The following is a 20,323-nucleotide window of genomic DNA, read 5'->3' on the forward strand; positions in this document are numbered from 1 at the left end:
CTTAGGCGTTGTCCCGGGTCCTTGGCCATGGCTCCACCCCCAACTGCGGCAATGGAACTTTAGGATACGCTCGCAAGCGCCGTGAGTCACTCCTCCGTGAAATCTCCGGCATCCCTGCGGAAGGTGCCCAGGACGCGGATGAGGTGATCGACGTCGTCGGCTCCGAAGCCCGAGTTGCCGAAGACCTCGGAGTTAAGAGCCGCCGTCGCCTTCTTCGCCAGGGTGCGGCCTTCGGCGGTGAGTTCGATCAGGGTGGTCCGTCCGTCGGTTGGGTGCGGGGAACGTGCCACCAGGCCGGCCTTTTCCAGACGGTCGACGGCGTTGGTTACCGAGGTAGGGTGCACCTGCAGGAGCGCACTCGCCTTGTTCATGGGGAGTGCGCCGCTGCGGGCGAAACTCAGCAGCGCGAGGAGTTCGTAGCGTGCGAACGTCAGTCCGAACGGTTTGAGGACCGTCTCGATGCGCGCAAGCAGGATCTGCTGGGTGCGCATGATCGCGGTGATGGCAGCCATGGGCGCGGCAACATCGCCCCAACCATGCCTTTCCCAGTTGCGTTGGGCGTCGGCGATGGGGTCGCGGGGGAGTGGGGTGCCCATGGGCCTCCTTCTTTGCTCGGGTGGCTAGTCTTTCAGATTCGGGAACTCTTCTTCGGTGTACTCCAGGCCGAGACCTGCCGGCAGCGGTCCACTACCGTGCCGTGCCACTTCTGTGCCGCGAAGTTCCACACGCCTGATCTTGCCTGAAATGGTCTTGGGCAGTTCGCCGAATTCGAGTCGCCGGATGCGCTTGAAGGGCGCCAAGTGCTCGCGGCAGTATCGCAAGATGTCCTCGGCGACGGCGGGTCCGGGTTCGTAGCCGGCGGCGAGCACCACGAACGCTTTCGGCACTGACAGCTTCACGGGGTCCGGAGAAGGCACGACGGCGGCCTCCGCCACTGCGGGGTGTTCGATCAGTACGCTTTCGAGTTCGAAGGGCGACAAACGGTAGTCGGAGGATTTGAAGACGTCGTCGTCCCGGCCCACATACGTGATGACGCCGTCGGCGTCCCTGCTGGCCATGTCGCCGGTGTGGTAGTAACCGTCGCGGAAGGCTTCTGCTGTTTTCGCTTCGTCGCCGAAGTAGCTCTTCATGAGCCCCACGGGGCGAGGGTCCAAGCGCAGGCACAGTTCGCCGTCGTCGGCTTCCTTGCCGGTGAGTGGATCGACCAGGACGACGTCGTACCCGGGCAGCGGCCGGCCCATGGAACCGATCTTCACCGGCTGTCCCGGCGTGTTAGCGATCTGGACGGTGGATTCGGTCTGGCCGAAACCGTCGCGGATAGTGACGCCCCACGCTTCCTCCACCTGGCCGATGACCTCGGCGTTCAGCGGTTCGCCGGCGGACACTACCTTGTGTGGCGGCGAGGTCAGTTGCGCGAGGTCCGCCTGGATGAGCATGCGCCAGACGGTGGGCGGTGCACAGAAACTCGTGACTCCTTCGCGGCCCATTTGGTCCATGAGGGCGGCCGCATTGAAGCGTTCGTAGTTGTAGATGAAGACGCAGGCCTCGGCGATCCAGGGTGTGAAGACGTTGGACCAGGCGTGCTTGGCCCAACCGGGGGAGGCGACGTTGAGGTGCACGTCGCCGGGTTCAAGGCCGATCCAGTACATCGTGGAAAGGTGGCCCACGGGGTAGGAGGTGTGGGTGTGCTCCACGAGCTTGGCGCGCGACGTGGTGCCGGACGTGAAGTACAGCAGCATCGTCTCGTCGGCTTTGGTGGGGGCGTCGGGCGTGAACTCCTGCGGAGCGGAGAAGGAATCTGCGTACTGCCTGGCCTCCGCGTTGGCGTGTTCCCCGCCGATCTCGATCAGCGTGTAATCGCCCTCGACGCCGGTGAACTTGCCGATGTTGGCGCTACCCACGGCCACCCAATTGGCACCGCCCCGTTCTACCCGGTCCTGCAGATCGCGGGCACCCATGAGGGTGGTGGTGGGGATCATGACAATGCCCAGCTTGATGCCGGCAAGCATGAGCTCCCAGAGCTCCACTTGGTTGCCGAGCATGATGATCATGTGGTCCCCGCGCTTGACGCCCTCGCTGCGCAGCCAGTTGGCGAGTTGGGAGGACCGCTGCGAAAGGTCCGCAAACGTGCGCCGGGTGGAACTGCCGTCCTGCTCAACGATGACCAGTGCCGGCTTGTTTCCCCGTTCCGGATCCGCAGCGATCTGGTCGAACCAGTCCAGGGCGAAGTTGAACTCGTCAAAACGTGGCCATTCGAATTCCGCGTGCGCCTGCTTGTAGTCCTCGCGCAGTTCCAGCAGCCGGTCACGGGCCGCACGGAAGTCTTCTGTGACTGTCATAGTCCGCCTTTCGCTGGGGATTACTGTCTCGGCGCCATCGCCGAGCATCCCGCCTAGTGGTCCACATCACCTTGCAATATACTAGGACATCCAAGGGTTTGGAAGAGCCTGCGTTGGACATGACGAAGGGGTCAAATGCTCGACGAAAAAGCAGCTGCCGGCACCGTTACCAGCGGCGAACCGAAACAGAAAGTCCTCCCTCCTTATCCGGAGGCGGACCTAATGCATGTAGTTGACCTGCTTCCTGCGGGGGAGCGGGCGCGGTACGCGGAGGTACGGGAGTTCCTCCAAACGCGGATCCGCGCTGCCAGCATCGAATACTGGAACCGCGAAGAGTTCCCGTTCGGGCTCTTGGCCGAGATGGCCAAATATGGGCTCGGCGGGCTGCAGACCGACGGCTCCTCCAAGCTGTTCAAGGGCCTCATGTACACGGAGATCGCCCGGGCAGACGTGTCGCTTTCCGCACTCGTGGGCATCCACAACGAGCTCATTGTCGGCATGATCCATGAGCTGGGCTCTCCCGAACAAAAACGGAAGTGGCTGCCCGGGCTGGAGGCCTTCACCCAGTTGGGCGCCTTCGCGCTCACGGAACCGGACCATGGCTCGGACATCGCCGGAGGACTCTCGACGACGGCGCGACGCGACGGCGGCGAATGGGTCATCAACGGCGCCAAGCGCTGGATTGGGGCCGGCACGATTGCCGACTTCGCCCTGGTGTGGGCCCGTGATGTGTCTGATCACCAGATCAAGGGCTTCATTGTGGAGACGGACCGGGCAGGTTACTCGGCCACCAAGATCACCAACAAGATCGGCCTCCGCATCATGCAGAATGCGGACATCACGCTGGACGACGTCCGGATTCCTGTGGAAAACATGCTGCCCGGTGCCACGGCGTTCTCGCGGGCCAATGACCTGTTGCGGGATTCGCGGGCCTGGGTTGGTTGGCAAGCTGCAGGCATCCAGCTTGCGGCCTTCGATATCGCCCGCTCCTACGCGCTGGAACGCAAGCAGTTCGGCAAGGAATTGGCCAGGTTCCAGCTCATCCAGCAGCAACTTGCGGACATCCTGGGCAATGCCAATGCCTCGCTGTCCTTGATGGTGGAACTGGCACGCATCCAGCAGGCCGGGAAGCTGGAAATGGTGCAGGCCGCGATGTGCAAAGCAACCACAACGCGCTTGGCGCGCTCGTCCGTGGCTATGGGCCGATCGCTGATGGGCGGAAACGGCATCACCACGGATTACGAGATGGGCAAGCTCTTCGGCGACGCCGAGATCCTGTACACCTACGAAGGCAGCTACGAGATCAACTCCATGATCGTGGCCAGGGCGGTAACGGGAAAGTCGGCGTTCGTCTAAGACGACAAAGAGGGCATCTCTTCGCCGGTGGAACGCTGGCGAAGAGATGCCCTCTTGTTGGAAACTGCTATGAACTTTGGGTTAGGACCTGGACGGGCTCCGGGGAGGCAGGCTCCGTCGATGCCGGCTCCGGGGAGGCTGGTTCGGGGGAGGGGGCCGCGGCTGCGTGCTCGGCCAGGACTCCCGTCCGGTGCCTGATACGGAGGCGGTAGAGAAGTGTTCCGCCGATAATCACCGCAGCAACGAACATGACGCCGCCCCATTGCAGATACCACTCGAAGGGCGGCACAGAGTTGTAAATCTCCGGCCGTGGCCAAATCAGGTTCAGCGTCATCGCGCCGCCCCAAAGCACTGCCAGGATGTTCACGGGCAGTCCCCATTTGCCGAGACTGAATCCTGGTTCTGACCCGTCGTCCTTCAGGGGCCACTTCTTCAGGAAGCGGCGCCGCAGCATCGGCACCGTGACCAGCAGGTAGGAGAGGTAAATCAGGACGATGCTGATGCTGGAGAGAATGGTGAAGATGGCCGGCTGGGAGATGTTGACGATCAGCGGAATCACTGCCACTACGCCGATAACGATGGCAGCGACTGTCGGGGTTTTGCGGGTAGGGTGCACTTTGCTGAGCTGGCGGCTGAAGGGAAGGTTGTTGTCCCTGGCCATGGCGAACATCATCCGGATAGCTGCTGCGTGTACGGCCAGGGTGCAGACCACTACGGCCACGACGATGCAAACCAGGAATGCCTTGCCGAAGGGGCCGCCCAGCACGGAAAGCACGATGTACTGGAGTCCGCCATCGGCAGCTCCGAGCTTGGGATCGGAAAGATCGGGTGCGGCCAGGATGCCGCCCAGGAGGAGGAGTCCTCCCAAAAGGAAGGACGCCGTAACGGCACGCAGAATGGCCTTGGGGGCCGTGCGCTTGGGGTCCTTGGTTTCTTCGCCCAGGGAGCTTGCTGTGTCGAATCCGTACATGACGTAGCCGGAGGCCATGGCGGCAATCATGAACACCCCGAAGAAGCCCAGAGGATGTCCTTCGCCAAATCCGGCAGTATCCAGGAGGACTTCCGGTCCGCGGACGGAATGCCATATCAGCGCCGCGATCAGCAGGACGGCCGCAACCAGTTCCACGAACACGCCCACGCTGTTGATCATGGTCATGAGTTTCACGCCGAAAGCGTTGATGAGCGTGGAAATGCCGATCATGATGCTGGCAAGGATGACGCCGTTGACGGCGAAGTCGTAAGGGCCTGCTCCATCGCCCACCAGTTGGAAGCCACTCCAGATCTGCGGCAACGTGATTTGAAGGGCCAAGGCAACGGAACCCAGAGCCATGATCGAGGAAATGAGGAGCAACCAGCCTGCCAGCCAGGCCCACGTTCCGCTTGAGAGCCGTTTGGCCCAGTTGTAGACCGATCCCGCCACCGGGTAGCGGCCGGCCAGTTCCGCAAAGCACAGGGCCACCATCAGCTGGCCGACGAAGACGATGGGCCATGACCACGCGTAGGCGGGCCCGGCCGTGGAAAAGCCGAAGTAAAAGAGTTGAAAAACGCCGGTGAGGATGGAGATGTAACTGACGCCGGCGGCGAAGCTGGCGAACTTGCCGATGCTGCGGTCAAGGGTTTGGGCGTAGCCAAACTCGTCCATGCCGCTTGCATCGCTCTTGCGTGGTCCTAATTTGCTGGGTTCTGACATTCGAACTCCTAACTCAGACGTGCACCGAATGGTGATGACCTGCGGCCGCCATTGGTCGCAGTCGAAATCAAAGGGCCGGGCACCACTGTGTGCCTGACGGCTGTTTCCCCCATTGTTGTAACGGGGCTGGCTGGGCCTTCGATGTGGTCGAAGTCCAGGCCATGCCCGCCAAGCCGCAACCGTATAGGTGTGGCGTGGGTCATAAGACGAGGTTAGTTCAGATTGAACAGGCGTTCAAGACTTGTTTATGAACAAATGTTCAAGAATAATGCAAGTGCCCTTGCCCGGCTTCAGCGCTCGCGGGCACTGAAATGTGGGCATGGAAACGTGGGCACTGAAACGCCGGTGGGGGCGCTGGGTGCACCCTCCACCAGTGTTTTCAGTGGCAATCACCTGCTCAGGCGGGGGTCAAGCTGAAGTCCGCCTCCGCCGTCGTGGTTTCATCCGTCCGGCTGGCCTTGATGAGGTCCGCGCACCGCTCGCCAATCATCATGACGGTGATGTTGGGGTTCACGGTGACGTGTTCCGGCATGACGGAGGCATCGGCAACGCGCAGGCCTGCAACGCCCTTGACCCGCAACTCGGGATCCAGCGGTGACATGTCATCGTCCACGGGACCCATCCGGACAGTGCCGACGGGGTGGTAAACCGTGTTGTGCGTCTTGCGGATGTAATCCTGCAGTTCCTCGTCCGTCCGTGCCTCGATACCAGGGGAGAGCTCCCGACCGGCCCATTCAGCCATGGCCGGCTGCGCGGCGATTTCCCGGGCCTTGCGGATACCGGCAACCATGACGCGCATGTCGTGGCCCTCCGGATCCGTGAAGTAGCGGGGGTCGACCATGGGCTTGTCGCGGAAGTCCCGGCTGCGCAGCCGGACTGTCCCGCGGGAACGGGCATGGGTGACGTTCGGCGTGAGGCTGAAGCCATTCTCCGTGGTGGGGTAGCCGTACCGAAGGGTGTTCATGTCGAACGGGACAGAGCCGTAATGCATCATCAGGTCCGGGCGGTCCAAACCCTCTTCGGTGGGGGTGAAGATGCCAATCTCCCACCACTGGGTGGAGGTCTGGACCATCGGCTGCTTGGCCTCGAACTGCACCACGCCTTCCGGGTGGTCCTGCAGGTGCTCGCCGACGCCGGGGGAGTCGACCACCACGTCGATGCCGTGCGCGGCCAGATGCGCGGCCGGGCCGATGCCGGAGAGCATGAGGAGCTTGGGGGAGTCGATGGCGCCGGTGGACAGGATGACCTCGCGATGCGCTGTGAGCCGGTGGGTCCGGCCGAAGGCCGAGTCAACGACGTCGACGCCGGTGCAGCGCTTATCTGCGTCGAACACCAGTTGGCGGGCACGCAGGCCGGTCAGCAGCGTGAAGTTTTCACGATCGATGATGGGGTGGATGTAGGAGACGGAGCTGGAGGAACGCGTCCCGTCCGAGCGGCGGTTGATCTGGAAGAAGTTGGCGCCGTTGATCACAGTGCTGCCGTCATTGAACTTTGCGCGGGGGATGCCGGCCTGCTCGCAGGCGTCAAGGAGCGCGACGCCGGTGGGATCCGTCGGGGGCACGTTCATCAGGTGCACGGGTCCCGAGTCGCCATGGTGGGGAGCATCCGGGCCCGCGTCCTCATTGGTTTCCAGCCGCTGGTATAGAGGCCAGGCGGCAGCAGCGTTCCAACCGGTGGCGCCGTACTTTGACTCCCACTCGTCCAGGTCTTCGCGAGGAGCCCAGAATGCGATGCAGGAGTTGTGGCTGGAGCAGCCGCCCATGACTTTGGCGCGGGCGTGGCGCATGAAGGAGTTGCCGTTCTCCTGCGGTTCCACCGGGTAGTCCCAGTCATAGCCCGACTCCAGCAGTTCCATCCACCGGTCAAGCTGCAGGATCTCGGGGAGGCCGCGGTCATCCGGACCAGCTTCAACCAGCGCCACGGTAACGGAAGGATCCTCGCTCAGTCGGGCGGCTACAGCGGCTCCGGCAGAGCCGCCGCCGATGACGACGTAGTCGAACCCTCGGTCATTGAGGTTCTCGATGTTGTCGGTGTGCATCTATTTCTCCTTGCTGCGGTCAGCGAACCAGCCGGTTACCTGCGGGTTGGTGTTCTGGTAGATGTGCTTGGCTTCCTGGTATTCAGCGAGTCCGGTGGGACCGAGCTCGCGGCCGACGCCGGACTGGCCGAAGCCGCCCCATTCGGCCTGTGGAAGGTAGGGGTGGTAGTCGTTGATCCAAACGGTGCCGTGCCGCAGCCGGCCTGCTACCCGCTGCGCCTTGCCTGCATCCTGGGTCCAGACGGCGCCGGCCAGCCCGTAGATGGTGTCGTTCGCGGTGGCTACGGCTTCGTCTTCAGTGCGGAAGGTTTCCACCGTTACAACCGGGCCGAAGGCTTCGTCGATGACAACGGACATTCCCCGTTGGACGCGGTCCAGAATGGTCGGCTGGTAGTAATAACCGGCGTCGTACTTCTCCCCTTCAGGGGCCGCGCCACCACAACGCAACCGCGCACCTTCCGCCACGCCACGCTGGACGTAGGCATCCACCTTCTCGCGGTGGGCTGCGGAAATCAGCGGTCCGGTTTCGGCGGACTCATCGAACGGGCCGCCGAGGCGGATGTCCTCTGCCCTGCGGACCAGCTCGTCGACGAAGCGCTCGGCGATGGATTCCTCCACCACCAGCCGCGCCCCAGCGGAGCAGACCTGGCCTGAGTGCACAAAGGCGCCGTTCAACGCATTGTCGACGGCGGCGTCGAAGTCAGCGTCAGCAAACACGACGTTGGGGTTCTTGCCGCCGAGCTCCAGCGCCACCTTTTTAACCGTGCCGGATGCAGCCGCGGCAATACGCTTGCCGGTTTCCAGGCCGCCCGTAAAGGAGACCAGGTCAATGTCAGGGTGCTCCGAAAGGGGTGCGCCCGCTTTGGCGCCAGGGCCTGTCACGAGGTTGGCGACGCCGTCCGGCAGGCCAAGGTCCTTGAGCAACTGCATGGCAAGGATTGCCGTGGACGGGGTCAGTTCGGCGGGCTTGAGGACGAAGGTGCAGCCAGCGGCCAAGGCGGGAGCGATCTTCCACGCAGCCTGCAGCAGCGGGTAGTTCCACGGCGTGATCAAGCCGCAGACGCCAACGGGTTCGTAGACGATTTTGCTGGCGACGGCGTTGTCCCCGGCATCGACCACGCGGCCCGCCGACTGTCCGGCGAGCCTTCCGAAGTATTCGAAGCAGGCAGCGATGTCGTCAATGTCGATACGGCTTTCGATGATCCGCTTGCCGGTGTCCAGCGATTCGGCACGGGCGAACTTCTCCCGGCGTTCGCGCAGTTCAGCGGCGACCTTCAGCAGGAACGCGCCACGTTCAGGTGCGGGGACTGAAGACCAGACGCCCGAGTCAAAGGCCGCACGAGCGGCAGAAATGGCACGCTCGGCATCTTCGCGGCCAGCCTCGGACACTGTGGCGACCAGTTCGCCGTCGGCCGGGTTGTGGATTTGACGGACCGCGCCGGACGCAGCCGGCTCCCACGAGCCGTTGATGAAAAGAGTGGATGCGGAATCGGAGAATGTGGCTTGGGTCATACTTTGCAGATTAGTGCATCTTGAACATCTGTTCAAGAGTCAGTATGAACAAATGTTCAAGATTGCGGGATGCGCGTTCCGGGGTGACCAGGCACTGCCACTGCCCTTCCGGGGCGGACAACAACGGCGCCCTACCGTTGCCGGAAGGGCGCCGTCGTCGTCCGAAGGGGCTATTCGTAGAATTCGATGCGTGGCTCTCCGACCACGCCACCGCGTTTCATGGCTTCCTGGAGTTCGGGATTGGCGAAGAAGGCCTGGGCCTTCTCTACTGAGTCAAAATAATGCAGCACGAGCACGGTGTCGGGGTCGTCCGCCTTCCGGTGGAATGATTCCTGAGTAACGCCGCCCGCGGCCTGAAGATCGGCAACGCTTTTATAGACGTCATGCCATGCACCAAAATCAGCCACTTTGTGTGTAACAACGGACAGTGCCATGGACTTCTCCTTAAGGTGGTGTAGCTCAAAACCCGGGGCGGCGGGGGCCGGCGTCCCGCGTCAGGCTCTGCGAGCCATTCGCAACGCTAGACCGGCCCAGATACTCGGTCAATAGACCCGCATACTGTCCGGCTACTGCTGGTTCAACCACTCCTCAAAGCGGGTGTTATAAATGGTCGCTTCGCTGCCGGGAAGCAGCTCGCCATCCTGGAGCATGGCATTGAAGTAGCGCGCGCTGGGGTCAGTGACAACCTCGCGGGGGTCGCCACGGAAGCTGAGGCCCTTGCGGATGAGCTCATCGAGACCGAACTGCTCGGGACCGGCGACCTCAACGGTGGCGTTTCGTGGACTTCCGACTGCCGTACGGGCAACAGCGGTGGCCACGTCCTCAGCGGCCATGGGCTGGATCAGGGCGGGTGACAGACGAACAGTGTTTCCGTCAGTCGCGGCCTGGGCGATGCTCTTGACGAACTCGAAAAACTGCGTCGCGTGAACAATCGAATACGGAACGCCCGATTCCTTGATGAGCTTTTCCTGAGCGATTTTCGCCCGGAAGTAGCCACTCTCAAGCAGGCGCTCCGTGCCCACGACCGACAGCGCGACATGGTGCCCAACGCCGGCCTCCTTCTCCGCGGCGAGCTGGTTGCGGGTGGAGGTGGTAAAGAAATCGAGCACAGCCGCATCTTCAAACGAGGGCGAGTTCGACACATCGACTACAGTGTCGGCTCCCTGCAAGACATCCGCGAGGCCCTCGCCCGTGAGCGTGTTCACCCCCGAGTCAGGGGAAGCGGCCACTGCTTCGTGTCCATGTTCGCTGAGTTTGCTGACCAGTTTCGAGCCGATCAGGCCAGTGCCGCCGATAACTACGATCTTCATGATCTTTCCTTCCGATAAGTGGCGTGAGGGATGCAGTGACATCCGTCCACCAGGTATGACCGGGTACCAACACAATCTGTGACAGCCTGAGCAAAGAAGGGCCGTGCTACGACGTCACGTTCAGCCATTCCTTGAGGGTGATGTCCCCGATGCGGGACTCACCCAGGGGAACGATGCTTGTCTCTTCGATCGGTATGCCGAAGTAGCCGGCTTGGGTGTCAACAACCACTGGGCGGGGATCATTGTGGGCCTCGAGAACCCGCCCCACGAATTCATTAATTCCTGCGCGCTCAGGGCCTGCCATTTCCAGGACGCCGTCAATCGCTGGCGAGACGGCCGTCTCCGCCACAATGCGGGCAACGTCGGCAGCAGCCATCGGCTGCATCAGGTAATTTGTCGCATAGATCGACCCGTCGCGCATTCCTGCATTGGCGATGATCGGGATGAACTCGAAGAATTGAGTTGCCCGCAGAATCGTGTACGGCACTCCGCCTTCTCTAACAGCTTTCTCCTGCGCGGTTTTTCCGGCGAAGTAGCCGACGTTGATACGGTCGGTTCCAACGACCGACAGTGCCACATGATGCTGCACCCCGGCCCGTTTCCCGGCAGCGAGAAGATTGCTGGATGAAGTGGAGAAGAAGGGAACGACTACCTTCTCGTCGAAATCGGAAGTGTTCGTCAAGTCGACAACCACGTCCGCCCCCACCATCACCTCATCCAATCCATGGCCGGTCACGGAATCCACCCCCGTGGAAGGGGACGCCGCTTTCGCCTCATGGCCCTGACTGCTGAGGATCTCCACAACCTGCTTGCCGATCAGGCCTGTGCCGCCAATTACAACGATCTTCATGATGATCTTTCCCTCCGATGTTGGCTTAGCGGAATGTAGTGCCATTCCGTCCACCAGCTATGACCGGGTACCGGATCAATCTGTGACAGTCAGCCCCCGACGCTGGTCACGCCGGAGAGTTTGTCGGGATTCATGGTCCACAACAGCCGATCAATACCATCGGTAGACGCAGTGAGGGTCACTACCGCAAACACCACCCCGTCCCGGGCCAGTCGTGCGGAGGGCCGGCCGTTGGCCATGAAAGCCTGGGTGTCGACGCCAAGCCAGAAACGCGAGGCGAACGCCTGATAGTACTTGGCGACGCGTTCCCGTCCGACAACGGGGAACTTCGAAGCCCGAACCTTCCCACCGCCGTCGGAGTAACTGACCACATCAGCGGCGAACAGAGCCTCCAACGCCTCCAGGTTGCCGGTTCGCGCAGCAGCCAGGAATGCCTCCAGCAGATTCCGTTGCTCGCTCACGCTCACCTCAGCACGTTTCTCCTCGGCAAGGCGTTTGCGCGCGCGGCTGACCAACTGGCGGGCATTCCCTTCTGTCTGTTGGATGACCTCAGCGATCTGCTCATACGGGTAGTCGAAAGCTTGCCGCAGCACGTACGCTGCACGTTCGGTCGGCGATAACTTTTCCAGTATCAGCAACACCGCAAATTCGAGCGCTTCACCACGCAAGGCACCCAGTTCAGGGTCGGCGCTTGTGTCCACAGGCTCGGGCAGCCAGGGACCAACGTACGTCTCACGACGGACACGTGCCGACTGCCCGACATTGATGGCAAGACGGGTGGCGGTAGTCGCCAGGAAGGCCGGCGCATGCCGAACCAGGCTGCGATCACATGTCTGCCATCGAACCCACGTCTCCTGGACGATGTCTTCCGCCTCGCTGACGCTTCCGAGCATGCGATAGGCGATCCCGAACAATCGAGGACGGACGTCAGCGAAAATTGTCGATGCCGTTTCCAATTCGGCCGCTGACCCCGTGTCGGCATCCATGCGCCCAATATTACTGCTCGAAGAGTTGGACGCTGGCCGTCGAAGCCTGAGCCCAGGTGACCTACGACGGCGGGCGAATCTGGCGGTAAATTGGTATTCCAATTCTTACTCCACACTCACTCGACGAGTTTGTCAGCGGTCGTGACCGGTCGACGCATGTGCTTCGCAATCTCGTGCGATACGGGCGCGATGGCTTCGTGCTCGATGCCACGAGCAGGAGACCAGACAAGATTCACCTGCAAGCTCGAATCAAGATCCGGATAGTCGCTGCGGTTATGACAGCCGCGTGTTTCACGGCGTTCACGGGCAGCTTCGAGCGTCGCACGCGCGGCAAGAGCGGCTGCCTTCAAGTCGAAAGCGTGTGCAAGATCCTGATATCCGGCGATGTCGGGATGCACGCCCACGTCGGTGATGCGGGCCTCAATGTCGTCGAGCTCCGCCAGGCCCTGCTTGAGACCTTCTTCGTTCCGCACAACACCCGCATGCTCGGTCATGGTGTCCCGGATGGCCCGCTGAAGTACGCGGACGTTCTCGCGGCCATTGGCGATGAGCAGGTCATCTATCTCTTTTCGAGCTTCATTCACAGCTTCCGCTGACCGCACGTGTGCAGTTAGGGAGTCTGAATACTCAGCGGCGGCTTTGCCGACGATCCTGCCGAAGACCAGTAGCTCGATCAGCGAGTTGCCTCCCAAACGGTTGGCGCCATGGAGGCCGCTTGAGGCCTCCCCGATTGCGTAGAGACCCGCGACATCCGTGCTGTGATCGTCGGGACGGACCCAGACGCCGCCCATGGAGTAATGCGCTGTTGGTGCGATTTCCATTGGCGTCGTCGTGATGTCGAGCATCTGCAATTCGAGCATGGTCTGATAAACACGCGGCAGGCGACGCATGATGGTCTCCCGCGGCAGATGTGAAATGTCCAGCCACACGCCACCATTGGGCGTGCCGCGGCCCTGTTGAATCTCTGTATAACAAGCCAAAGCCACCCGATCTCTGGTGGAGAGCTCCATGCGCTCTGGATCGTATTTGGCCATGAATCGTTCGCCGAGGGCGTTGGTGAGGATGCCGCCCTCGCCGCGCGCGGCTTCCGAGATGAGCGTTCCTGCAGCATTCTCTGGCTCAAGAATGCCTGAGGGATGGAACTGGACCAACTCGGGGTCGCGGATGCGGCCGCCTGCGAGCACTGCCAGACGGAAGGAATCACCAGTGTTTTCGTCCCGCCGGCTGGACGTGCGTCGCCAGATGCGGGTGTGCCCTCCGGCAGCGAGGACCACGGCGTCGGCATGGATCCGATAGTGCGTCCCGTCGGAGAGTCGGAAGCCATAGGCGCCGAAGACCCTGCCCTCGGTGACGAGGATGCGCGTGATGTAAACATCGTCCAATATCGGTACGTCGAGCTCCGCGGCGCGATTCACAAGCGTGCGCTGAATTTCGAGCCCCGTATAGTCGCCGCTGAACGCCGTCCGGCGGAACGTATGAGCACCGAAGAAACGCTGGCTGATCCGTCCATCTTCCTCGCGGGCGAACGGCATGCCATAGCGTTCCAAGTCGCTGATACCCTGCGCGGCCCCCTTGGTGACGATCTCCACGATCTCAGGGTTCGCAAGATCGTAGCTCTCCAGGATTGTGTCGGCGGCGTGCTGCTGCCAACTGTCATCCGCATCCATTGTGCCGAGAGCGGCGTTGATGCCTCCCGCGGCGAGCGACGTGTGGGCGTCAGTTCTGGGCCTTTTGCCGACAGCGAGCACATCTACACCCAGCTCGGCCAGTTCGATGGCCGCGCGGAGTCCGGCGCCTCCCGTGCCAATGACGAGCACCGACGTCGACACGAGCAGTTCCTGAGGCTTCATCACTACATTCCATTCACTCGGGATATCTGAAGTTAAGATTCCTTGAGGCGCGCGCCGGTATGTCACCTTGGATTTCTTTGGCGCAGCAAGTCCTCCGGTCTCGTCACCAACTAAGACCGGACAGCCCTCGGATTTGTGACAGAAGAAACGACATCTCGTTCCGGGCGTTAGCTGTCCTCGGCCCGTGCTGCCCTCTTCAACTCAGCGATCCTCAGCCGTAAGAAGATGATGGTCAGGACCAGGGCGTACACGGCCAGGACGGACACCGCGATCACGAAGACCGCGTAAAGGATCCCGAGGATTCCGAAGGCTGGACTTAAATTCACTACTACCCCCAATAGTCGTTGAGCCCCAATGCTACGCAAACCACCAGCGATTCCCATGGAGGCGGGAAGCCTAGGTTCTTTGTCATCCAAGCTCGGCTCGGCGGCGAGCCTCGGCTCCGTACTCTGACCAACCGCCTGCGTAGAGACGGCCGCGGCCGAGTCCTGCATGCTCCAGGGCGAGAAGGTTGTGGCAGGCCGTGACGCCCGATCCACAGTAAGAGACGACGGCGTTCGCATCTTCGATCCCAACCTTCGCAAACGCTCGTCGGACCTCGGCGATCGGGCGCAGGCGTCCATCAGGGGCGAGGTTTCCACGGCACGGGACGTTCACTGCGCCGGGGATGTGTCCGGCTTGGGGGTCGGTGGGCAGTTGGAGGCTTCCGTCGAAGCGGTCGGCATTGCGGGCGTCGACGATGATCCCGGCAACCCCTGCCGTGATGTCCTCGAGCTGGGTGAGATGCGCCTCCAGCCACGGAGAGGGCGTGAAGGTCGCGGGTGTCGGCGTCGCGGGCTTCGTCTCCAGCGGTCCCGTCCACGCGGCAATCCCGCCGTCGAGCAACGCCGCCCGGTGCCCGAGCGCACGCAGCATCCACACGAGCCGCGCGGCGATGACTCCTCCGGCGTCGTCATAGGCGACGACGGTCGTGTCGTCGCCAATTCCCAGAGAGGACATTCCCTGTGCGAACACTTCAGGGTCGGGGAGCGGGTTCAGCCCCTGTGGTCCCGAACTCCCAGACAGCCATGAATCCAGGTCCACGAACACCGCATCCGGAAGGTGGCCGCCGTCGTACGCTTCACGGCCCGAGGCGCCGTCGAGGTACCACCGAACATCAGCGGTGACAACGTTGCTTCGGTGCGCGTGGAGCCAGGCGGCATCAACAAAGGGCGGAAGGTCCTCTTGGGTTATCCGGCTGTCATCCATACAGTGCAGGCTAAAGGACGCGTCCACTATTCGAGCAAAAACGTCTCACTATGCGGTCCTTAGCTGAGCGGGTACTCGCGCTGGACCTTGGCGACTTTGGGGTCGTTCTCGTCCGCTCCGTAGTCGGAGTTTCGCGTGATGTCCTTTCCGTCGGGGAGCTTCATCGCACGGAAGACCAGCGACAGGACAACGGCAACGATCAGGTTGATCGCGAAGGCCACGACGGCGATGTAGACCTGCACGTTGGTGCCGGGGATGGCAGCGATGGAGCCACCGAAATTGGCCTTCGTCACCGGATTCACCACGTTGTAAGCCGCAACGGTTCCGTAGATGATTCCGGCTACCCAGCCTGCGAAGAGCGCCCAGCGATGGAACCAGCGGGTGTAAAGTCCTGCCACGATCGCCGGGAATGTCTGCAGGATCCAGATACCGCCGAGAAGCTGCATGTTGATTGCGGCAGACTGGTCCATTGCGATGACGAAGATCAGTGCCCCGAACTTCACCACGAGCGAGGCGATCTTGGAGACCTTCGCTTCCTGCCGCGGGTCGGCGTCGGGCTTTATCAGGTCGCGGTAGATATTGCGGGTAAACAAGTTGGCAGCTGCGATCGACATGATGGCTGCTGGGACCAGCGCGCCGATCGCGATGGCGGCCAAGGCGACCCCCGCAAACCACGCGGGGAAGTTGTCCAGGAACAACTGCGGAACCACTAGCTGCGGATTGACGGCACCGTTGAGGTCAACGGGCTTGGTGCCCGCCGCGATGGCCGCGTAGCCAAGGAGGGCAAGGAATCCCAGCATCAGCGAGTACAACGGAAGCACTGCCGCATTCTTGCGGATCGTGTTCCTGCTCTTGGTCGCCAGGACGCCGGTCACCGAGTGCGGGTACATGAACAGCGCCATGGCCGAGCCAAGCGCTAGTGTTCAATATGCCGAGTAGCTGGCCGCGCCTGGGATAAAGACGCCAGCCGGTTTGCCTGTAGCGGGACTGACGGCGTCGAGTTTCGTCTGGGCAGCGCCGAAGATGTTGTCCCAGCCCCCGAACTTGATCGGCATATAGATCACCGCGACGATGACGGCCAGATAGATCAAAAGATCCTTCACGACGGCGATAAGCGCCGGGGCGCGCAGGCCCGAGGTGTACGTGTAGGCGGCCAGGACCACGAAAGCAATGATCAACGGCAAGTCTGTCAACAGTGCATTCTCCGCGCTGCCAAGGCCTAAGACCGTGAGCACGGCTTTGATGCCAACCAATTGCAGCGCGATGTACGGCATGGTCGCGACAATGCCAGTAAGTGCCACGGCAACGGTCAACGCCCTGCTGCCATAGCGACCGCCAACGAAGTCCGCCGGGGTGACGAACCCATGCCGGTGCGAGACCGACCACAGCCGGCTCATCAGCAGGAACACGATCGGGTAAAGCACGATCGTATACGGCACCGCGAAGAAGCCGCTCACTGCTCCCGTGGCCCACATGGCCGCCGGGACTGCCACGAACGTGTACGCCGTGTAGAGGTCGCCACCGAGGAGGAACCACGTCACCCACGTTCCAAAACCGCGGCCACCCAGCCCCCACTCATCGAGGCTGTGCAGGCCGGTCTCTCTGTCCGCACGCCACCGTGCAGCGAAGAAACCCAAAACCGCCACGAGGATGAAGAGAGCGACGACGATGGCGAGCGCGATGCCGTTGACGGGACGATCGCCTGTGGTCTCTACCGGTACGGCGAGCGCGTTCATGGTTCCTGCTCCTCGGCGCGTGCGCTGCGCGCGACAGTGCGGCGGCGCTGATCCTCCTTCGTAACGAGCCGGTAGGAGATGCCTATCAAGCCCGCAGTGATCGGGACCCAGAGCATTTGGTACCAGTAGAAGAATGGCATACCGAACAGCCGGGGCTTATCAATTGCGTACGCCGGGACGAACAAGGGAACCAGAACGGAGATGGCTAGCAGGATTCCGGCCGCAATATACGGACCGGGTCTTGCTGGCCCGCGAGTCGGCAGATCGGGAGTTGACATCGACGCCTCCTTATAGAGACGGCCCCCGGATCGGGATGGGCTCCCGGGACGTGCCGGTGGCCAGTCGGGCCATGAATACACCCATATTCAGAATAGATTCTGGACTAATTCTTTGACAGGTAAGGCCCTTTATTTTCGTCTGTCCGGTGCGGAACAGCGCGATCCTAGCCACTTTGACGGCGTCCGTTGCCGGCAACTGTCAATTCCCAACGCCGGCCATTGACTGACACACTGAGTGAATGCTGACTCAGGACGAGGTGCTCAAAGCTGCTGTAGAAAGGGCCGACGCCCTTGCGCGACGTGACGGAGAATCTTTGATTCGTCTGCTGCACCCCAAGTTTTGCTGGATCTCGCATCAAGGCGAGCGGTTCGACCGCGATACATACGTTCGATCAAACATCGGCGGTCAGAACAATTGGCACTCGCAAAGCCTCGAACAGCCCGCGATCACGATCTTCTTTACGACCGCTGTCCTGACGTGCATCGCTTCTGACGATGTATCCACGGCGGCCGGCCGGAGGCAAAATCGCATGCCCATGACCCAAGTCTGGATCCAGGAAGAGGACAGAACGCTACTGGTCGCCGGACATGCAGGTCCGCTTCTATAGCCACGCCCAGGGTCAACTATGTTCCGGGTCTAACCGGCATCTTCATCGAGCTCATGGCGACCACGTCGGGCCAGCATATGAGCATCCTGTCGCTGTTCTGCCCATAGGCGATCGATGAGGAGTGAGCGTCCGCCAAGCCGTTCACCTGCCGGTCGGCGCGGGCGCTGTTTGCCAGCATCGGACGGGAGGTGAAGGTGAACCTGGCGGTGCGTGTATGCCGCGCCAAAAAAGGACGGTGCTGGGACGAACATCCGTTGAAAGTTCCTGTTCCACTCGATAACCCAGTGTGGTACGAATGGGACGAGAGCAAGCAACTCTCTTGCAACTTAGGGTTTGTCCGAATATTTGGAAAGGTAAGGACTAAGGTGCTCATACTCGGAGTTGTTCTACTAATCCTTGGTTATATTTTCAACATTGGAATCCTGATAACTATTGGGTGGATTGTGGCTGTTATCGGCCTCATCCTTTTGGTGCTCGGTGCAATCGGACGCCCTCTTGCCGGAAGACGGTACTGGTACTAATCGCGGCCCCGCGCCGCTACAGAGCATCCATCCGCGTTCCCGCTACTCGACGACGGACATCGGCAAGCCGCCCCCATGTACCGACGGCGTGATGCTGTCGAGCTGCCAGCCATCCGCGGTTGCCCGGAACATCGCCGTTTGAGGCAGCGAGTAGCTGGACGGGACGTTGCTTGGTCCATTCGCTGCCGAGGCCTGGTGTTGCTCGGTGAATTCCTTGAAACGGACGCTCGCTTCCGAGCCGGCCACCTCGATTGACTCCACCGTGATCGTCGTCGAAAAGTCCGTGTACCAGAAACCCATCGACTTGAAGCCGGCCTTTGACCTCGCCACCACTGGAAGGTCCCTCGCCAGCTTTGTCTGGTAGGCCGCCGTCGACTGGACGTCGCTGAGATGCGGCTCCGGGGGAACGTCGAGGGCAGTGCCGTTGCGGTCCTCGACGGCAGCCTGGATGATGCCCGAAAGTTCAGAGGACGACGGGCTGGGCACAGCTGCTGAGGGAGACCCGACCGTGAGCGGCCCGGCAACAGGCTGGCATCCGGAAAGGGCAAACCCAAGCAGCACCGCGATGGCAGCCAGACCGCGCTTCATCACTGCCGGTCGTCGTGACGCGAAGGGGCGAAAGCGATCTGCTCTGTGCGGGCAATGCCTCGCTCGATGGCAGCCTTGTCGATGCCCAGGAGCGTGGTGAGCCACATGCCGTTTTGCACCACGACGATGTCTGCTGCGCGCTCCTTACTCTCATCGGCAGAAAGCTCGGGTTTGGCATTCCCTATGAGTGTGGCGAGCCCGTCCAGATACCGGTCGAACGCCGCAGCGTTGATCCGTGCAAAGTCCTCGTGAGCCTGGGCGAGGGCCCAGAGGTGGAGGCGGAGGGACAGATACGGCGTGGTCAGGAGATCGGGGTCTGCAACGCGCCTAAGTGACTCTCGAAGTTGCTCCTCAGGGGTTGAGGCCGGCTCCGGCTCCACCAACATGAGGTCGTGCTGTTCAATTTGGTGCAGCACCGCACGGATCAAGCTCGACTTGTCTTCGTAGTAGTAGTTCACGAGCCCCAGTGCGACGCCGGCTTCACGCGCCACGGCCCGCATATTGATGCCCGAAATGCCATGGCGGGACAGCAGTTCCAAGGCCGCTTCGAGAATGCGTGTCTGCCTATCGACCTGTTCGCTGGACTTTACGGTGCTTGTACCCATTCGGCCAGACTATTGCCAAACCCGGATCGGCGCATCCTGGCTCCCTAGAGGTTCTCCTCCGCGTAAACCCGGAGGGCATCCCGAACGAACGTTGCTCCGGACTCTCCGCCGTAATTGGCGGCAAATCGAGGGTCCGCAACGTACATTTCGCCGAGGCCTGTGACGTAGCCCTTCACGTCTCCACCGGGAGTGGCGGACGGTGTGCCGGGGATTCCGCGCAGCCATTCGACGTGGCGCCTTGCCAGTTCCTGTGCTTCAGCGCTGTCGGGTGCGATTCCGGACGTGGCGGCGGAGATCCAGTCACTCCCCAGTTTCCGGGAGCGATCCTTCCATTGCTGCTTTTCTTCGGCGCTCATGCCGCGCCACCAGGCGTCACTTGTGGCATAAGCGTCCTTGCCCCAGCGCTGCTCTACCTCGTCCTTGTACTGCGTGTGGTCGAAGCCATCAAACATGTCCTGTGCCATGTACTTTCCATCCCCTTTCAATGTGTCAATGGTTTGCCGCACCGACGCCATCTGTCGCGCCAGGCGGTCCTGCTCTTGCCCAAGCCATTCCAGGTGGCCGCTCAACGCCTTGACGGTGTCGGTCTCCCGGGCAAGCACGTCAGCAATTGCAGGCAAACCCAGTCCAAGCTCCCTGAGCAGGAGGATCCGCTGGAGCTGCACCAAGGCCGGACCGTCGTAATAGCGGTAGCCGTTATGGCCGGTCCGGCTTGGCTTGAGCAGCCCAATGTCGTCGTAGTGACGCAGCGTGCGGCTGGTGGTCCCTGCCATCTTGGCGATTTCCTGGATCGACCAGTCCATGTGTC

General features: G+C 61.8%; 18 protein-coding genes and 1 pseudogene. 2 read left to right on the forward strand and 17 right to left on the reverse strand.

Annotated features, from left to right (window positions below):
* Nucleotides 1–86: 86 nt before the first annotated feature.
* Together AC1DD7_RS18795 and AC1DD7_RS18800 are read right to left on the reverse strand one after the other, a co-directional pair.
* Nucleotides 87–596, reverse strand: coding sequence for a MarR family winged helix-turn-helix transcriptional regulator (locus tag AC1DD7_RS18795; protein ID WP_223947755.1), 510 nt, complete (start codon nt 594–596; stop codon nt 87–89).
* A gap of 24 nt (nt 597–620) precedes the next feature.
* Nucleotides 621–2,339 (reverse strand): AMP-binding protein, encoded by a 1,719-nt coding sequence (locus tag AC1DD7_RS18800; protein WP_477516133.1) that lies wholly within the window; start codon nt 2,337–2,339, stop codon nt 621–623.
* Between the two features lie 135 nt (nt 2,340–2,474).
* On the opposite strand from AC1DD7_RS18800, the gene AC1DD7_RS18805 reads away from it, so the two are divergent.
* Nucleotides 2,475–3,695 (forward strand): acyl-CoA dehydrogenase family protein, encoded by a 1,221-nt coding sequence (locus tag AC1DD7_RS18805; protein ID WP_477516134.1) that lies wholly within the window; start codon nt 2,475–2,477, stop codon nt 3,693–3,695.
* Nucleotides 3,696–3,762: 67 nt separating this feature from the next.
* Here AC1DD7_RS18805 and AC1DD7_RS18810 read toward each other — a convergent pair whose 3' ends face one another.
* From AC1DD7_RS18810 to AC1DD7_RS18865, 12 genes and pseudogenes are all read right to left on the reverse strand, one after another.
* Nucleotides 3,763–5,385 carry an APC family permease gene (locus tag AC1DD7_RS18810; protein WP_477516135.1) on the reverse strand — a complete coding sequence of 541 codons (1,623 nt, stop codon included), beginning with the start codon at nt 5,383–5,385 and terminating at the stop codon, nt 3,763–3,765.
* 397 nt (nt 5,386–5,782) lie between these two features.
* Nucleotides 5,783–7,423 (reverse strand): GMC family oxidoreductase, encoded by a 1,641-nt coding sequence (locus AC1DD7_RS18815; RefSeq protein ID WP_477516136.1) that lies wholly within the window; start codon nt 7,421–7,423, stop codon nt 5,783–5,785.
* Entirely contained in the window at nt 7,424–8,935 is a 1,512-nt protein-coding gene (locus AC1DD7_RS18820) for an aldehyde dehydrogenase family protein (protein ID WP_477516137.1), read from the reverse strand. It abuts the gene before it with no gap.
* A gap of 170 nt (nt 8,936–9,105) precedes the next feature.
* A complete protein-coding gene (locus tag AC1DD7_RS18825; RefSeq protein WP_431117827.1) occupies nt 9,106–9,369 on the reverse strand; it encodes an antibiotic biosynthesis monooxygenase family protein in 264 nt (87 codons plus the stop codon).
* 132 nt (nt 9,370–9,501) lie between these two features.
* A complete protein-coding gene (locus AC1DD7_RS18830; protein ID WP_477516138.1) occupies nt 9,502–10,245 on the reverse strand; it encodes an SDR family oxidoreductase in 744 nt (247 codons plus the stop codon).
* Nucleotides 10,246–10,351: 106 nt separating this feature from the next.
* A complete protein-coding gene (locus tag AC1DD7_RS18835; protein WP_477516139.1) occupies nt 10,352–11,095 on the reverse strand; it encodes an SDR family oxidoreductase in 744 nt (247 codons plus the stop codon).
* A gap of 89 nt (nt 11,096–11,184) precedes the next feature.
* Complete coding sequence (locus tag AC1DD7_RS18840) at nt 11,185–12,081, reverse strand: RNA polymerase sigma-70 factor (RefSeq protein WP_477516140.1); 897 nt, start codon at nt 12,079–12,081, stop codon at nt 11,185–11,187.
* Between the two features lie 116 nt (nt 12,082–12,197).
* The gene (locus AC1DD7_RS18845; RefSeq protein WP_477516141.1) at nt 12,198–13,931 is read right to left on the reverse strand and encodes an L-aspartate oxidase; all 1,734 of its coding nucleotides are present in this window, start codon (nt 13,929–13,931) and stop codon (nt 12,198–12,200) included.
* A 167-nt stretch (nt 13,932–14,098) separates the two neighbouring features.
* The gene (locus AC1DD7_RS18850; RefSeq protein WP_477516142.1) at nt 14,099–14,257 is read right to left on the reverse strand and encodes a hypothetical protein; all 159 of its coding nucleotides are present in this window, start codon (nt 14,255–14,257) and stop codon (nt 14,099–14,101) included.
* Between the two features lie 82 nt (nt 14,258–14,339).
* A complete protein-coding gene (locus AC1DD7_RS18855; RefSeq protein WP_477516143.1) occupies nt 14,340–15,179 on the reverse strand; it encodes a sulfurtransferase in 840 nt (279 codons plus the stop codon).
* A gap of 59 nt (nt 15,180–15,238) precedes the next feature.
* Nucleotides 15,239–16,915 (reverse strand): annotated as a pseudogene (mctP, locus tag AC1DD7_RS18860) (monocarboxylate uptake permease MctP).
* A complete protein-coding gene (locus AC1DD7_RS18865) occupies nt 16,912–17,193 on the reverse strand; it encodes a DUF3311 domain-containing protein (protein ID WP_431117837.1) in 282 nt (93 codons plus the stop codon). The pseudogene mctP and the gene AC1DD7_RS18865 overlap by 4 nt, the downstream one beginning before the upstream one ends.
* Nucleotides 17,194–17,432: 239 nt before the next feature.
* Between AC1DD7_RS18865 and AC1DD7_RS18870 the strand changes: the two genes are divergently transcribed.
* Entirely contained in the window at nt 17,433–17,801 is a 369-nt protein-coding gene (locus tag AC1DD7_RS18870) for a nuclear transport factor 2 family protein (protein ID WP_477516144.1), read from the forward strand.
* A 563-nt stretch (nt 17,802–18,364) separates the two neighbouring features.
* Here AC1DD7_RS18870 and AC1DD7_RS18875 read toward each other — a convergent pair.
* Genes AC1DD7_RS18875 through AC1DD7_RS18885 form a run of 3 tightly spaced genes read right to left on the reverse strand, consistent with a single transcriptional unit; the run spans nt 18,365 to nt 20,318 of the window.
* A complete protein-coding gene (locus AC1DD7_RS18875; protein ID WP_477516145.1) occupies nt 18,365–18,910 on the reverse strand; it encodes a hypothetical protein in 546 nt (181 codons plus the stop codon).
* Entirely contained in the window at nt 18,910–19,515 is a 606-nt protein-coding gene (locus AC1DD7_RS18880) for a TetR/AcrR family transcriptional regulator (protein ID WP_431117868.1), read from the reverse strand. The genes AC1DD7_RS18875 and AC1DD7_RS18880 overlap by 1 nt, the downstream gene beginning before the upstream one ends.
* Before the next feature lie 44 nt (nt 19,516–19,559).
* On the reverse strand, nt 19,560–20,318 hold the full coding sequence (locus tag AC1DD7_RS18885; RefSeq protein ID WP_477516146.1) for a MerR family transcriptional regulator: 759 nt from the start codon (nt 20,316–20,318) through the stop codon (nt 19,560–19,562).
* Nucleotides 20,319–20,323 lie beyond the last annotated feature (5 nt).

The organism is Paenarthrobacter sp. 10L412 (assembly GCF_056395565.1).